At 56.6% G+C, this 15765-nt stretch carries 13 protein-coding genes; 4 read left to right on the forward strand and 9 right to left on the reverse strand.

Annotation, left to right across the window (positions count from 1 at the left end):
* Window positions 1-22 precede the first annotated feature (22 nt).
* The 3 genes from glgD to glgB are packed head-to-tail and all read right to left on the reverse strand — an operon-like array spanning window position 23 to window position 4357.
* The gene (gene glgD / locus ACFFK0_RS20365) at window positions 23-1135 is read right to left on the reverse strand and encodes a glucose-1-phosphate adenylyltransferase subunit GlgD (RefSeq protein ID WP_377472176.1); all 1113 of its coding nucleotides are present in this window, start codon (window positions 1133-1135) and stop codon (window positions 23-25) included.
* A complete protein-coding gene (locus tag ACFFK0_RS20370) occupies window positions 1132-2295 on the reverse strand; it encodes a glucose-1-phosphate adenylyltransferase (protein ID WP_377472177.1) in 1164 nt (387 codons plus the stop codon). Before ACFFK0_RS20370 ends, glgD begins: the two co-directional genes overlap by 4 nt.
* A 58-nt stretch (window positions 2296-2353) precedes the next feature.
* On the reverse strand, window positions 2354-4357 hold the full coding sequence (glgB, locus tag ACFFK0_RS20375; protein ID WP_377472178.1) for a 1,4-alpha-glucan branching protein GlgB: 2004 nt from the start codon (window positions 4355-4357) through the stop codon (window positions 2354-2356).
* A 156-nt stretch (window positions 4358-4513) separates the two neighbouring features.
* Here glgB and ACFFK0_RS20380 point away from each other — a divergent pair, with 156 nt between their 5' ends.
* The 3 genes from ACFFK0_RS20380 to ACFFK0_RS20390 all read left to right on the forward strand — a co-directional run bounded on the left by ACFFK0_RS20380 (window position 4514) and on the right by ACFFK0_RS20390 (window position 7454).
* Entirely contained in the window at window positions 4514-5644 is a 1131-nt protein-coding gene (locus ACFFK0_RS20380; RefSeq protein ID WP_377472179.1) for a peptidylprolyl isomerase, read from the forward strand.
* A gap of 182 nt (window positions 5645-5826) precedes the next feature.
* On the forward strand, window positions 5827-6687 hold the full coding sequence (locus ACFFK0_RS20385; protein ID WP_377472180.1) for a class I SAM-dependent methyltransferase: 861 nt from the start codon (window positions 5827-5829) through the stop codon (window positions 6685-6687).
* Window positions 6688-6692: 5 nt separating this feature from the next.
* Window positions 6693-7454 carry an RluA family pseudouridine synthase gene (locus ACFFK0_RS20390; protein ID WP_377472181.1) on the forward strand — a complete coding sequence of 254 codons (762 nt, stop codon included), beginning with the start codon at window positions 6693-6695 and terminating at the stop codon, window positions 7452-7454.
* On the opposite strand, the gene ACFFK0_RS20395 is transcribed toward ACFFK0_RS20390, so the two are convergent.
* The gene (locus ACFFK0_RS20395; RefSeq protein WP_377472182.1) at window positions 7419-7826 is read right to left on the reverse strand and encodes a MarR family winged helix-turn-helix transcriptional regulator; all 408 of its coding nucleotides are present in this window, start codon (window positions 7824-7826) and stop codon (window positions 7419-7421) included. The genes ACFFK0_RS20390 and ACFFK0_RS20395 overlap by 36 nt on opposite strands.
* Window positions 7827-8141: 315 nt before the next feature.
* On the opposite strand from ACFFK0_RS20395, the gene ACFFK0_RS20400 reads away from it, so the two are divergent.
* A complete protein-coding gene (locus ACFFK0_RS20400) occupies window positions 8142-8309 on the forward strand; it encodes a hypothetical protein (protein WP_377472183.1) in 168 nt (55 codons plus the stop codon).
* On the opposite strand, the gene gyrA is transcribed toward ACFFK0_RS20400, so the two are convergent.
* The 5 genes from gyrA to ACFFK0_RS20425 form a co-directional block, all read right to left on the reverse strand.
* Complete coding sequence (gene gyrA / locus ACFFK0_RS20405; RefSeq protein ID WP_377472184.1) at window positions 8300-10750, reverse strand: DNA gyrase subunit A; 2451 nt, start codon at window positions 10748-10750, stop codon at window positions 8300-8302. The genes ACFFK0_RS20400 and gyrA overlap by 10 nt on opposite strands.
* A 175-nt stretch (window positions 10751-10925) precedes the next feature.
* Window positions 10926-12902, reverse strand: a complete 1977-nt coding sequence (gene parE, locus ACFFK0_RS20410; RefSeq protein WP_377472185.1) for a DNA topoisomerase IV subunit B — start codon at window positions 12900-12902, stop codon at window positions 10926-10928.
* 22 nt (window positions 12903-12924) lie between these two features.
* Window positions 12925-13917, reverse strand: a complete 993-nt coding sequence (locus tag ACFFK0_RS20415) for an ABC transporter permease (protein WP_377472186.1) — start codon at window positions 13915-13917, stop codon at window positions 12925-12927.
* Complete coding sequence (locus ACFFK0_RS20420) at window positions 13910-14845, reverse strand: ABC transporter ATP-binding protein (protein ID WP_377472187.1); 936 nt, start codon at window positions 14843-14845, stop codon at window positions 13910-13912. Before ACFFK0_RS20420 ends, ACFFK0_RS20415 begins: the two co-directional genes overlap by 8 nt.
* A gap of 19 nt (window positions 14846-14864) precedes the next feature.
* Window positions 14865-15689 carry a GDSL-type esterase/lipase family protein gene (locus ACFFK0_RS20425; RefSeq protein ID WP_377472188.1) on the reverse strand — a complete coding sequence of 275 codons (825 nt, stop codon included), beginning with the start codon at window positions 15687-15689 and terminating at the stop codon, window positions 14865-14867.
* Between the last annotated feature and the right edge of the window lie 76 nt (window positions 15690-15765).

Raw genomic sequence — 15765 nt, forward strand, 5'->3', positions numbered from 1 at the left:
TCCGGTTTAGTTCCTTCCGCGTCTAAATCACTTTGGTTTTGGCAGCGATGAAAGGAGCTTTATTGTCGCCCGCCAGCATGCGGCCGCGGGATATAAACACGTCCTTGTCGAGAATGGCGTTCTCGATAATGACATTTTCCTCGATTTCACAATTTTGCAGGATGATGCTGTTTTTGACGACGGCGCCTTTGCGAATTTTCACGCCGCGGAACAGCAGGCTGTTCTCGACGCGACCCTCTATGGTGCAGCCGTTGGCGATCAGCGAATTGCGGACTTGGGCGGATTCCATATATTTCGCCGGCGGCTCGTCTTTGACCTTCGTGAAGATCGGCATTTGCTTCTGGAAGAACAGCTCGCGCCATACTTTCGGCTGCAGCAGCTGCATCGAATTGCGGTAATAGCTTTGGATCGAGTTCACGATGCCCAGATGGCCTTTGAACGGATAACCGTATACGGTCAGCTTGTCGATGTTTTTCATAATGCCGTCGCGTACGAGATGATCGTAGCCCTGCGCCAGGCACGACTCGACCATGTCCAGGAGCAGCTCCTTGCTCATGAGATACATTTCCATCGATACCTTGTTCGTCCGCAGCCGGCCGGTATGATCCTCCATGACCGTGACTTGGCCGTCTGGTTTAACGGCAATGCGGCGGAAGCGGGCCTGCTCCTCATCCTCCACTTCCTTGTAGATGACCGTTACGTCGGCGCGATTTTCCTGATGGAACTTCAGCACGTCGTTAAAATTGATATTGCACACCATGTGGCTGCGCGAGATCAGCACGTACTCTTCACGTCCGCGGTAGAAATAGTCCCGGTGGCTGTAGAACTGAAACAAATCGCCGCGCGCCATGCCCGTCGGCTCGTCAAGTACGGCGGGCAGAACGAACAGTCCCCCGCGCTTGCGGTCCAGATCCCATTCTTTGCCCGAGCCCAGATGGTCCATCAGCGAACGATACTTATGCTGCGTAAAGACGGCAACGTTATCGATTCCTGAATTCACCATGTTGGACAATGCAAAATCAATCAGCCGATACCGGCCGCCGAACGGCACTGAAGCGACACAGCGATAGTAGGTCAATTCCTCCAGCGCGTCTGGCTCGTTCACCAAGTTGATAACACCCATTATCGGATTCATCGTACTCCGCTCCCCTCCGTGGACTTGCCTGAGATGACTTCGCCGGCTCCGATCAATACGATCTCGTCCGATTCCGGATTCCCTACGACGGCGCCGTCCTCGACGATCGTGCCATCGCCGATAATCGCTTTATGAATCGTCACATTGTCGCCGATCCGTACGTTCGGCATAATAACCGAATCGGCAATGCGGCTGCCTTCGCCGACCTGCACGCCGTAGAACAGCACCGAATGGTCGACGCTGCCGAAGACGGCGCAGCCTTCGTTCACGAGCGATGACTTGACCTGGGCTCCCGGCGCAATATATTGAGCAGGCTGATACGGATTGACGGAATAAATGCGCCATTCCTTCTCGTTCAAGTTCAGCTCCGTGGAATTGTCCAGCAAATCCATGTTCGCTTCCCACAAACTCTCGATCGTGCCGACATCTTTCCAATAGCCTTGGAACGGGTACGCGTACATTGCTGCGCCGGTATTCAGCATCATCGGGATGATGTCTTTGCCGAAGTCGTTGGAGGAATTCGGATTCGTTTCATCCTCCATCAAGTACTGCTTCAGCACCTTCCAATTGAAAATGTAAATGCCCATCGACGCCAGATTGCTCTTCGGCTCCTTCGGCTTCTCCGCAAATTCCGTAATCGTCTGATTCGGGCCCGTACTCATAATCCCGAACCGGCTCGCTTCCTCCCACTTGACTTCAATGACGGCGATCGTCGCGTCCGCGCCTTTCTCTTTATGGAATTCGAGCATCAAATCATAATTCATCTTGTAAATATGATCGCCCGATATGACGAGCACGTACTCCGGGTTGTACTGCTCGATAAATCCGATGTTCCGGTAGATCGCATTGGCAGTTCCTTTGTACCAGTCGCCGCCCTTCTGCTCCATGAACGGGGGCAGCACCGTCACACCGCCGTTCTTTCTGTCGAGATCCCAAGGAGTTCCGATGCCGATATACGAATTCAGAACGAGCGGCTGGTACTGCGTCAGTACACCGACGGTATCGATGCCGGAGTTCGTGCAGTTGCTGAGCGTGAAATCGATAATACGGTACTTCCCGCCAAAATGTACCGCCGGCTTCGCCAAATTCCGGGTCAGCACGCCCAATCGGCGCCCTTCGCCGCCGGCCAGCAGCATTGCCACGCATTCCTTTTGTCTCATGGAACTTCCTCCTACATGTAGATAATTGATAAACCGTCACTACGGAGCATGGATGTGGTCAAGCTTCGGCGGCCTCCGGCGGCTGCTTGCGGGGCCGTCCCCGTTTGCGCGGCGCCGGTTGGGCCGTATCCGCAGGCGCAAGCTGCGGAATATGCGGCGGCTCCTCTGCAGCGGCACGCTTCAAGACGACAACGCCGAGAGGCGGAACGTCGATGCGGACGAGATGCGGCCGGCCGTGCCAGCCCGGCGCTTCCGTCTTCAGCGGAGCGCCGTTCCAAATGCCCGAACCGCCGAACTCCGGCTTATCGCTGTTAAAGATTTCGATATATTCGCCGGCCTGCGGCACGCCGATCCGATAGTCATGGTAGACGATCGGAGTAAAATTGCACACGACGATGAGCTCTTCCCCGGGCGCAGCCCCGCGGCGGGTATAGATCAGGATGCTCTGTTCATTGTTGTTGACATCGATCCACTCGAAGCCATCCGGCCGATGATCGAGCTCCCACAGGGCGGGCTCTCGCAAATACAGCCGGTTCAGCTCCAGCGTGTAGGCCGACATCGCCGAGTGCAGCGGATATTCGAGCAGGAACCAGTCCGTCTGCTCCAGATCCTTCCATTCGTCATACTGGCCGAATTCGCCGCCCATAAACAGCAGCTTCTTGCCCGGCTGCGTCGCCATATAGCCGTACAGCAGCCGCAGTTGCGCGAACTTTTGCCAATAATCGCCCGGCATCTTGTTCAGCAGCGACCGCTTGCCGTGGACAACCTCGTCGTGTGACAGAGGGAGCAAATAATTTTCCGAATAAGCATACATCATCGCGAACGTCAGCAGGTTATGGTGCCATTTGCGTTGGATCGGATCCAGCTGAAAATAGCGCAGCGTATCGTTCATCCAGCCCATGTTCCATTTGTAGTTGAAGCCAAGCCCGCCTTCGTGCGCCGGCTTCGTAACGCCCGGCCAATCGGAGGAATCTTCGGCCATCATGAGCGCATGCGGGAAATATTGAAATACAGCCTTGTTCAAATTGCGGAGAAACTCGACGGCCTCGAGATTGGCGTCTCCGCCATATTGATTGAGGGTCCACATCGATTCCGGCTTGCCGAAGTTCCAGTGCAGCATGGAGGCGACTGCGTCGACCCGTAAGCCGTCCAGATGAAATTCCTCCAGCCAGTAGATCGCGTTCGAGATTAGGAACGATATGACTTCGCCGCGTCCGAAATCGAAGCTGAGCGTCCCCCACTCCGGCTTCTCGGCCCGGCGGTGATCTTCATATTCGTATAGAGGCTGACCGTCGAATTGGCGCAGTCCGTGATCGTCCTTGCAGAAGTGGCCCGGCACCCAGTCCATGATGACCCCGAGACCGCGCTGATGCGCACGGTCGACGAAATATTTCAGGTCGTTCGGATATCCGAACCGGCTCGTCGGTGCGAAGTAGCCTGTAGACTGGTAGCCCCATGAACGATCGTACGGATGCTCGGTGAGCGGCAGCAGCTCGATATGCGTATATCCCCGCTCCACCGCGTAATCGACCAATTCGTGAGCCATCTCCCGATACGAATACCATTCGCCGCCATTCTTCTTTTTCCATGTACCCAGATGAACCTCATAGATGGAGAGAGGCTTATAGTAAGGGGGCTGCTCCTGCTTGCGGCGCTGCCATTCGGCATCGCCCCACATGTAGCCGTCAAGTCTGTAAATGCGGGAGGCCGTGCCCGGCTTCAGTTCGGCAAGGAATGCATACGGATCCGCCTTCATCATGTGCCGCCCGTCACGGGTGAAGATCTCGTATTTGTAGAAATCCCCTTCCCGGGCCTCGCTGACAAATCCGCACCAGATGCCGGAGTCGCCGAGCCGCTCCAGCGGGTGGCGGCTGCCGTCCCAGCCGTTGAAATCTCCCGGAACCCGTACCATAGCGGCGTGCGGAGCCCATACGGCGAAACGGACGCAAGTTTTGCCGCCTTCCTGAACGAAGTGGGCGCCCAGCATTCGGTAGCTGTGATACAGCGCACCTTGAGAGAATAAATACAGCTGTTCCGCTTGCGGAATTGCGTCATTCACCATAGCCAGTCGCTTAACCTCCTTCAAGAGTACCGTTCATGGAAATAAATCGGTGTACCCGCTAAACCTTCGACGTAAACTCCTTTAATTTTCAAAACAGGATTTTCGACGATGCAAGAAGAATGTAATGAATGGACCTGTCCAGAAAGGATGAATGCAATGAAAGACAAGACAAAGGGTTTACTGCTCGGTCTGGCAATCGGAACGATGCTCAGCGGTTCCGTCGCTTACGCCGGCGGAACGCAAATCGAGGTCGCCTTCCGCGAGCTCAAGTTCATGTTTGACGGGATTGAGAAGAAACCGTCGGAAACACCCGCTTTTATTTATCAAGGAACGACTTACGTCCCGGTACGATTCGTCAGCGAAGCGCTTGGCCGTAACGTCGAATGGGACGATGCCGCTTCGACGATCTGGATCGGCGACAAGACGAGCGCCGCCGCCGTGGTTGCCGCTTATAACGGCGGTGTCGTGACGAACGGCGAATTCAGCGTCTACTTGGCCGTGACCAAAATGCTCAATTCCCGCTACACTGGCGGCGAGCTGTCCGATGAACAGAAGAAGGCTCTTCTTGAGCAGCTCATCGCCGAACGGTGGTTCGCCGCCCAGGCGACCGAAGAGCAGAAGAGCGCTGCCGCCGCCAAGTCGAAAGCGCAGCTGCTGGAATGGCAGGAGCGACTCGGCGGCGAAGAAGCGCTGCGGAACGCGCTGACGCCGCACAAGCTCGTGCTGGACGATCTGGAGCAATTCGTTTACCGCCAAGAGCTGCTCGGCCTCGGACTGAAGTCCAGAGTCTCGGAAGCGGAGCTGCAATCGTCGTTCGATGCGAAGCTGAAGGCGGCTCCCGACGATTTTGTATGGGCATCGGTTCGTCACATTCTGATCGGCTTGACGGACAATGCGACCGGAGAGCCCCGCACCAAAGAAGAGGCGCTGAAGCGAGCTAACGACGTGCTGTCCAAGCTGAAGGCCGGCGGCGACTTCGCCAAGCTCGCAGGCGAATATTCGGACGATCCCGGCTCCAGCGCGAACGGCGGTCTTTACGAGGACGCTCCTGTCGGCAATTGGGTCGTGCCGTTCAAGGAAGCGGCCAAGAGCTTGCCGCTGAACCAGCTCAGCGAACCGGTGGAAACCGAATACGGCTACCACCTGATGAAGGTTGAGTCCCGCAGAACGATCACGCTTCAAGACGTCAGGGACGAGCTCTTGTCCGAAGCGTCGCAGCAGCAGTTCCAACGCTTCTTGACCGAAGAACTGCCCGGCATCATTCAATCGATGGAATTGCCGAAATAATCTGCCATTCCATTCTAGATTGAGCCTATCCCCCATCTGCCATTCAAAGGCGATGGATCCGTATGTTCGATGCGCCCCGAGCCTTGCTCGGGGTATTTGTGCTGCCGTTTGCCCTACGGTTTCCGCATGGTGTACAATAAAATATCAAATGTTAGCGAACCAACGCGGAAAGAAGGACAACTATGTACGTTGCGCAAGATTGGAAAGATTACGAACTGATCGATACCGGCAGCGGCGAGAAGCTCGAGCGGTGGGGGCACGTTGTGCTGCGCCGTCCCGATCCGCAAATCATTTGGCCGCTTACCGAATCGCCGGCATGGCATAAGGCGGACGCTCACTATCACCGTTCGTCAAGCGGCGGCGGCAGTTGGACGTACCGAACCAAAATCCCCGAAAAATGGACGATCGGCTACCGCGATCTGAAGTTCCACATCAAGCCGACCGGCTTCAAGCATACGGGCCTGTTCCCTGAGCAGGCGATCAACTGGTCGTGGATGATGGACAAGATCGCATCGGCTGGCCGTCCGATTCGCGTGCTGAACTTGTTCGCCTATACCGGCGGGGCGACGGTTGCCTGTTCAGCCGCCGGCGCCGAAGTATGCCACGTCGACGCTTCCAAAGGCGTCGTGCAGTGGGCCAAAGAGAACGCCCAGCTGTCCGGGCTGGGAGAAAGACCGATCCGGTTCATTACCGACGACGTGTTCAAATTCGTTCAACGCGAACAGCGCCGCGGCTCCAAATACGACGCGATTATTATGGATCCTCCGTCGTACGGACGCGGTCCGAACGGAGAAACGTGGAAGCTGGAAACCGACTTGTACCGCTTCCTGCTCAGCTGCACGGAAATTCTGACCGACAACCCGCTGTTCCTGCTCGTCAACTCGTATACGACCGGCATTTCTTCAACGGTCATTTACAACATGTTGACCACGCTGATGAAACCGAAGTACGGCGGCAGCATATCCAGCGGCGAGATCGGCCTGCCGATCACCGCCAGCGGATTGCGACTGCCCTGCGGCATTCTCGCGCGCTGGGAGGCCTGAGACCGGTGAACGCTGACGATGCGAAGCTGATCGAACTCTCGTCCGGTGTGCCGATCCTGTACGAAGACAACCATGTGCTCGTCGTCGTCAAGCCGGTCAACATGCCCACGCAAGCCGACGACTCCCGCGATCCGGACCTGCTGAGCGTGCTCAAGGCCGGTGTGAAAGAGCGTTACGGCAAGCCCGGCAATGTGTTTCTCGGATTGGTGCATCGGCTCGACCGCCCCGTCGGCGGCGCCATGGTTTTCGCCCGCACGTCCAAAGCCGCCTCCCGTTTGTCGGACGCCGTGCGGACAAGGGCGTTCGGCAAAACGTATTTTGCCGTCGTCCACGGCGCGATGCCGCAGCCAAACGGAACGCTTCGCCATTACCTTGTCAAGGACGCCAAATCGAATACGGTTCAAGCGGTGGACCGAACGCATCCGGAGGCGAAAGAAGCTATTCTCGATTACAACGTATTAGCCTCATCTCCCTCGGCAGCGGAAGGCCACGGTTTACAGCTTGTTGAAATCAAGCTGCAAACGGGTCGCCCTCATCAAATCCGCGTACAATTCAGCACGATCGGACACCCGCTATACGGTGATCAAAAATATGGCGGCCGTTACAGCGAACCTGGGCAGCAAATCGCACTCTGGTCCGTGCTGCTCGGCTTCGAGCATCCGACGACAAAAGCACCGATGCGCTTCGTCGCGGCGCCGCCCGATCTGTATCCATGGACGATCTGGTCGGCGTCAATTGGCGATTTTCTCCAGCAAATACATAAGTAGCTTCTGGTTATGGGCGGATATGCGGCCAAGCGTTGCATTCAGATACTGCTCCCGAATTGCGACACCGCGTTCGCATTCCGCTCTTCCCTTCTCCGTTACGTGAACCCATACGATCCGCCGGTCACGCTCGTCCCTCACCCTCTCGATCAGCTCGTTCTTTTCCATCCGGTCGAGCAGCGTCGTTACGGCAGCCGGTGTCGTCTCCAGCACTTCGATGAGATCCGACGGCTTCTTCCGCTCTTCGCTGCCGAGCAGCAGCTCCAACACGTGCAATTGCCCCTCTGTTAAGCTTGGGGCCAGTTCTTCTTCCATATGGCTTTTCCACTCTTTGGACAATTTCGCCCACAGCTTCGCAAATTCGGCTGAATACATGCCTGGTTATCCCTCCCTTAGCTGTGTGTCGTCACCTGGTTTGTATGTCCATATTATAGCATCTGTCCGTTCCTTAACACCATTAATATATTATGACAAAAAGGGCGCTCCGCCTTGTGAATGCGCCAAATCCCGGTCCGATTGATGCCATCTGATGGCGGCTATTGTCAGTCGGTGTCTCGACGATATTTTGGTAAAAATTAATCTTTTGCCGATTCTTCTCCAATGACCTCGCACGCTCGCGAATCCGTCGTCATATACTGCTCCATATAGGCAAATATCACGGAAGCGTTCTCCGTAAAGGAGTTGGAAACGATGGAAGCATGGAAAATAGAGCTCGGCAACAAAGCGCTCGAGCTCGGCATAATAAAAGACCCACACTGGCTCGAGCGTCTGGACGACCCGATGACCGTGTGGGCGGTATTGGAGCTGGCGGTAACGATGATGGAGAAGCTGGATCCTCCGACCGTCAGCTATGATTGAGGCAGCTCGGGATATCGCAGCACATCCACGATCGATACCGTCTTGGATGCCGGTATGAGCTGTTTTCCTACGGAACGGCGATCTTCGAGCGGCGCCGCCTCCGTCGAGAAGATAAGCCTCTCGCCGCTGCTAAGCCAAGCGATCAGCCTGTAATCCATTTTCACCAGGAAGCTCCTGATCAATCCGTTGCCGTTCGGCTTCACTCGCTTGCCTTCTTTGAATTCGAAGGTAGCGATCCCTTTGCCGCCCCGGCCCTGGGTTGGATAGTCGACAATGAGCGAACGCTTCGCATAACCGAGATCGGTCAGCACGAGCAGCTCGCCTTCGTCGCCATAAATCCATTCGGCACCGACGACTTCATCGTCTTCCTTGAGTGCGATGCCGCGTACGCCGCCGGCGGCGCGGCCCATCGGATTGACCTCCTCCTCGCGGAAACGGATGCTCATGCCCTGCTTTGTCACCAGCACGATATCCTTCGAGTTGTCACTGACAACAACCTGAAGCACCTCGTCGCCGTCGGCGACCTTGCAGGCCACGATGCCGGTTGAGCGGTTCGATTTGTATTCCTTGAGCTCCGTCCGCTTTACTTGCCCCTTCTTCGTTACGAATACGAGCGATTTGGCCGGATCCTCAAAATCTTTGACCGGAATGACGGAGACGATGCGGTCGTCCTTCGGGATCGGAATAACGTTGACGATCGCTGTGCCGTTGTCCTTCCACTTGTATTCCGGAATTTGATGGACAGGCAGCGCGTAGTATTGTCCGCTCTTCGTGAACAACAGCAGCGTTTCGATCGTGTTCACGTTCAACAGGAACCGGACGAAATCGCCTTCCTTCAGCCCGGTATTGTCCAGCTCGCCGCCGGAACGGGTGTACGACAACAAGCTCGTCCGCTTGACGTAGCCTTCCTGTGACAGTGTGACCAGCACATCCTCCGGCGTCACCATGACTTCCAGGCTGACTTTCAGCTCCTCGACCTCGTCCTGAATTTCCGACCGTCGGTCGATGCCGTATTTGTGGCGAATTTCGCTCATCTCGTCCTTAATGACGCCGAGAAGCTTCTTCACGGAACCGAGGATGCCTCGCAAGTACGCAATGGTCTTCTCGATTTCGCGAAGCTCTTTTTGCAAGGAGTGGATTTCCAGATTCGTTAGACGGTACAGCTGGAGCGTCAAGATCGCATCCGCCTGCCGCTCCGTAAAGCCGAATTGAGCGACCAGGTTGTTTTGCGCGTCCTGACGGTTCTTCGACGCCTTGATCGTGGCGATGACATCGTCCAAAATATTCAGCGCCTTCACGAGTCCTTCGAGGACGTGAGCGCGGTCTTCGGCTTTCTCCAGCTCGAATTGGGAGCGGTGCGTCACGACCTCCTTCTGATGCTCGATGTAGGCCGTCAGCATCTCCTTTACGCCAAGCTGCCTCGGCGTCTTGTTGACGATCGCCACCATGTTAAAGCTGTATGTCACCTGCAGGTCGGTCTTCTTCAGCAAATAGGCGAGAATGCCTTGTGCGTCCGCGTCCTTCTTCAGCTCGATGACGATGCGCAGACCTTCGCGGCCGCTTTCGTCGCGAACCTCGGCTATACCCTCGACCTTCTTCTCGAGACGGATCGTTTCCATTGCGGTGACAAGCCGGGACTTGACGACCTGATAAGGAATTTCCGTAATGACAATCTGCTGCTTGCCGCCGCGCAAATCCTCAATCGCGGTTTTCGCCCGAATGTAAATGCGGCCCTTACCGGTGCGGTACGCCTCGCGAATGCCGTCCGTGCCCATAATAATGCCGCCTGTCGGGAAATCCGGACCTTTCAGGATGTCCATCAATTCCTCAAGCTCGATCTCCGGCTTGTCGATGATAGCGATACACGCGTCGATCACCTCGCGCATATTATGCGTCGGAATTTCGGTCGCGAAGCCGGACGAGATGCCGCTGACCCCGTTCACGAGCAAATTCGGATAACGCGAAGGCAGAACGGTCGGCTCCTTCGTCGTGTTGTCGAAATTGTCCTTGAATACGACTGTCCGTTTCTCGATATCGCGCAGCAGCTCCATCGCGATCTCGGACAAGCGCGCCTCCGTGTACCGCATCGCGGCCGGCGGATCGTCGTCCATCGAGCCCCAGTTTCCGTGGCCGTCGACAAGCGGATGCGCCATCTTCCAAGGCTGCGCCATGCGCACCATACCCTCATATATCGAAGAATCGCCGTGCGGATGATAGTTGCCCATCACGTCGCCGACCGTCTTCGCCGATTTCCGGTAAGGCCGGTCCGGTGTGTTGCCGGCATCGTACATCGCGTACAGAATACGCCGCTGAACCGGCTTCAGCCCGTCGCGAACGTCCGGAATGGCACGGTCTTGAATAATATATTTGGAATAGCGTCCGAACCGGTCGCCTACGACTTCCTCCAAAAACGCCGGCAGAAAATGCTCCATTGTGCTCAAGCTATGTCACCTCTGTTGTAGGGTGGAGTACGTGGGGTTAAGTATCTGGGGTCCCCGCAAAGTAATCGGATTACGCTTCAGAGCTTCTCGTCACTTTGTGGGGCTCAGTTGTTGGGGTCCCCGCAAAGTAATCGGAATACGCTCCAGAGCTTCTCGTCACTTTGTGGGGCGCAGTTTACTCCTCGAACTCCGTGAAGTCGACGTTCTCGATGATCCAGCGCTTGCGGGGGTCGACCTTGTCGCCCATCAGCGTCGATACGCGCCGCTCCGCCTTCGCAGCGTCCTCAATCTGCACCTGAAGCAGCGTGCGCGACTCCGGATTCATCGTCGTTTCCCACAGCTGATCCGGGTTCATTTCGCCCAGCCCCTTGTACCGCTGCAGCTCGACATTTTTCCCGAGCTCCTTCATAATTCCGCCGAGCTGATCGTCCGTCCACGCATAGCGGACCGCAGCCGATTTGCCGCCCTTCTTCGTCACTTTATACAGCGGCGGCTGTGCGAGGTACACCTTCCCGGCGTCGATCAGCGGCTTCATGTAACGGAAGAAGAACGTCAGCAGCAGCACCTGAATGTGCGCGCCGTCCGTATCGGCGTCGGTCATAATAATGATTTTGCCGTAGTTGCTTTCCTCGATGTCGAATTCCGAACCGACCCCGGCCCCGATCGCCGTAATGATCGCTTTGTATTCCTCGTTCTTCAGAATATCGAGCAGCTTCGCCTTCTCCGGATTCATCGGTTTGCCCTTCAGCGGGAGAATCGCCTGATGCTTCGAATCGCGTCCCTGCTTGGCCGAGCCGCCGGCGGAGTCGCCCTCGACGATAAACAGCTCGTTCTTGGCATAATCTTTAGACTGCGCCGGGGTCAGCTTGCCGCCGAGGTTCGAGCTCTCGCCCTTGCCCTTCTTGCCGGTGCGGACTTCTTCGCGCGCTTTGCGCGCCGCTTCCCGCGCCTTCGCCGCCTGCACCGCTTTCTTCAGCAGCGCCTGCCCCGTCTGCGGGTTTTCTTCCAGGAACACCGTCATTTTATCGGAGACGACCGCATCGACGGCGCTGCGCGCGGAGGCGCTTCCGAGCTGATCCTTCGTCTGGCCGACGAACTCGACCTCGCCCATCTTGATGTTGATGACCGCCATCAAGCCCTCGCGCAAATCGTTGCCTTCCAAATTTTTGTCTTTTTCTTTGAGAATGCCCGTCTTGCGGGCATAATCGTTCATCACGCGGGTAAACGCCGTCTTGAAGCCCGTTTCGTGCGTACCGCCGCCGCGGGTCGGGATCGAGTTGACGAACGAGGCGAGCGTTTCGGTGTAGCCGTCGTTGTATTGCAGCGCCACCTCGACCTCGATCTCATCCTTCTCGGCATGGAAATGAATGACGTCGTGCAGCACCGCTTTATCCTCATTGAGGAATTTGACGAACTCGCTGGCTCCGCCCTGGTACACGAACGTCTCCACCTTGTCGGCGCGCTCGTCCTTGATCGTGACCTGCAGGCCGGAGTTCAGAAACGCGATTTCCTGCAGCCGCTCCGCAAGCGTATCGTACGAAATCGTCGTGCCGCCCTGGAACACACGCTTGTCCGGCTTGAACGTCACCTTCGTGCCGGTCCGGTTCGTATTGCCGACGACCTCAAGGCCGGTAACAGGCTCGCCGACATGCTCGACGCCCTTCTCGTCCACCCAATATTCGAAACGCTGCTTGTGAATTTTCCCGTCGCGGAAAATTTCCACCTCGAGCCACTCCGACAAAGCGTTCGTAACCGAAGCGCCGACGCCGTGCAGCCCGCCGGACTTCTTGTATCCCCCGCCCCCGAACTTGCCGCCTGCATGAAGAATCGTGAACACGACCTGCGGCGTCGGGATGCCGGTTTTGTGCATGCCGGTCGGGATTCCCCGGCCGTTGTCGTGCACCGTAATCGAATTGTCCTTATGTATCGTCACATCGATCTTGCTGCAGAACTTGGCGAGGTGCTCGTCCACCGCATTGTCGACGATTTCCCATACCAAATGGTGCAAGCCCGACGAGCTGGTGCTGCCGATATACATCCCCGGCCGTTTGCGTACCGCCGTCAGCCCTTCCAGCACTTGAATGTCGTCCGCATCGTATGCAGCGTTCTGGCCCGCGGAATTCGGAATCAGATCTAGCTGTTGATCGGCCACTCTTGCGCCCCCTTGTCTTTCGTTAATTCAAGATGTCCTTGCGGGTAAAATGGTAAAATGACACACCGATCGCCACAGCCGCCCATATGGACAGCACCGTAAGCGAAAAGCCGAGCGTCATGCCTTTAATCGGCGGCAGCGAGCCGTCGAGATAATCGATAAGCCGGAGATTGACCATAAACAAATATTTGGCCGACTCCCAGGAGGAAACCATATTTTGCAGGATCGTGCCGGAAATGATGATCGCCAGCATCGTGCCCATGCTCGCCGCCGTGGACCGGATTAACACGGACAGCATCAGCGACATAAAAGCGACGATAAGTCCGGCGAACCAGACGAGTCCGAGCTCCATGAGCACATAGAGCCACTGCGGCACAGCGCGGACAAGGCTGACATCGACCGTAGAGCCGACGGTTTGAAACCCGATGAACGACGGAATCGTCCACCCGCCATACCCGAATGCGACCCCGGAAATCGCATAGCAGAGCACCGCCATCGTCAAGATGCTCAGCGATACGAACAAAATGAGAGCGATCATTTTGCTCAATAGGATTTTCCAACGCCGAACCGGTCTTGTCAACAACAATTTCATCGTACCCGCCGATTGCTCGGAGGAAACGATGTCCGCGGCGAACACCATAACGATGAGCGGAACGAACAGCGTAATCGAATTTTTGACGAATTCGCGCGTGAACGTGACGGCATTCGGCGAAGACGGATCGATGTCGCGGTCGAGGTAATATTGCAGGAGCTGCACCCGAACTTTCAGGTTCTGCTTCCACTCTTCCGCGACGCGCGGCGAGTTGAGACGCTGGGTCAAATCGTTTACCTGCTGACGCGCCTCCACACGCCAGTCGGTCGTGCCGAATTGCTTCTGATTGTTTTGGGCGACACGCATCTGGGCATAAGTGAAAATCGGTATGAGTGCTGCGAAAATGATGACGATGACGAGGAAACGGCGCTTCTTGATCATTTTGATGATTTCGTTCTGAACGAGTGGCAGCAGGCTACTCAATGCGCTCACCTTCCGTCAGGCTGAGGAACAAGTCCTCCAGCGTCGGATTTTTCATTTCAATGCCGTAGACGGCGATTCCCGCTTCCACCATGCGGCGGGTCAGCTCCGGCGTGCGGTCCTGCTCCATCTTAACCGTGACCGTCCCCGGCGCCTGTTCTCCCGCACTAGCTTCCAGCACGTCGATGCCGGCTTCGGCCAGCAGCTCCGCTGCCTTATCCGCAGGGGCTACCCGCCATACGGCCAAGCCGCCCAGCTGGCGGACGAGCTCGTCCGTATCCCCGACGGCGATTACTTCGCCGTGCGAAATGATGGCGACACGGTCGCACATTTGCTGTATTTCGCTCAGCAGATGACTGGATACAAACAAGCTGAGTCCGCCTTCGGCGAGCCTCCGGATAAACTCCCGCATCTCTTTAATGCCCTGCGGATCAAGGCCGTTCGTCGGCTCGTCGAGAATGAGCAGCTTCGGTCTGCCGAGGAGCGCCTGGGCGATGCCGAGCCGCTGCCGCATGCCGAGCGAATACGTCCTCACCTTATCATGAATGCGCTGATCCATGCCGACGATGTCGACGACTTCCCGGATGCGCGCATGATCGACGCCGCGCAGCATGCGGGCGAAATGCTCGAGATTTTCCCAGCCGGTCAAATATCCATACAGCTCCGGATTCTCGACAATACAGCCGACATACTGCAGCGCCTCGTCCGGCTGCTTCTGCACGTCGTAGCCGCAAATGCGGATCGACCCTTCCGTCGGGCGGATCAGATCGACCAGCATGCGGATCGTCGTCGTCTTGCCGGAGCCGTTCGGTCCCAGGAAGCCGAATATTTCGCCTTCTCTAACGTCAAAGGAAATCCCTTTGATAATCGGTTTGCCGCGTATCGATTTTTTGACCTGTTGTACGGATAATACAACCGAAGCTGTCGACATGTTGCTCCCTCCTTCTCCGTTATTTCAACGCCTGCGCGATCCGATCCGCTATGCGCTCATAGCCGTCGCCGTTCGGGTGGAAATGATCCGTATACAAGTATTTCGTGCCGCTGAGCGCGAACAGATCGTAGGTCGGCACGAGTACGGCGTTCTTCCGGGCATTGATGAGCATGAATGCGCCCTGATTGAACGATTCGACGACAGGCGGACCGAGTCGCTCCGGATCGAGATCGAGATAAGGATAATATAGTGCGGTATACACAATAATCGCATTCGGGTTCGCCTCGGTCAGCTTGCCGAGAATCGCATCGAGCCGCTTCAGCGCTTCCGGTACGTTCGACTTGGCGCGTTCGAAATCGATGGCCATGCCTTGACCGGACTGATCGGTGGAAGCGTTAATGTCGTTGCCGCCGATCGTAAGCAGGACAATGTCGGCCTGCTTGACCGCATCGACGACGGACTTCTGCCCCAGCTGCTCGAGCAGCTGTCCGGTGCGGTAGCCGGGAACGGCAAGGTTGTTCAATACGTAAGCCGGTTTACCGTATAGCTGGGTCAGCTTGTCCCTTACCCTTGTCACATAGCCCCTGCCCTGGACGTCGCCGGTGCCGGCCGTCAGCGAATCGCCGATGGCGACAATGTTCAGCTTCGGCTTGCTGGCCAGCGTGCCCGCTTGCGCAGCCGGTTCCGCGGCCTGCGTCTGCTGCGGAGCAGCAGCGCCTCCGCCGAAAGCGGAAGCCGGATCCAAAATGCTTCTTGCCGCATAGCCGAAACCGATCGCAAACAAAATCGTCGCAAGCAGCGAGACGGTTCCGATGCTGCGCCAAATAAAACGGGTCGAAAACATGCGCAATCCCTCCATCTGTAACTGAGTTTAGAGTAAAGCTTCTGTCGGCATATTGCAAATGATGGAGAACGGCGCA

The organism is Paenibacillus chartarius (assembly GCF_042432825.1).
In the GTDB taxonomy this organism is placed as follows: domain Bacteria; phylum Bacillota; class Bacilli; order Paenibacillales; family NBRC-103111; genus Gordoniibacillus; species Gordoniibacillus chartarius.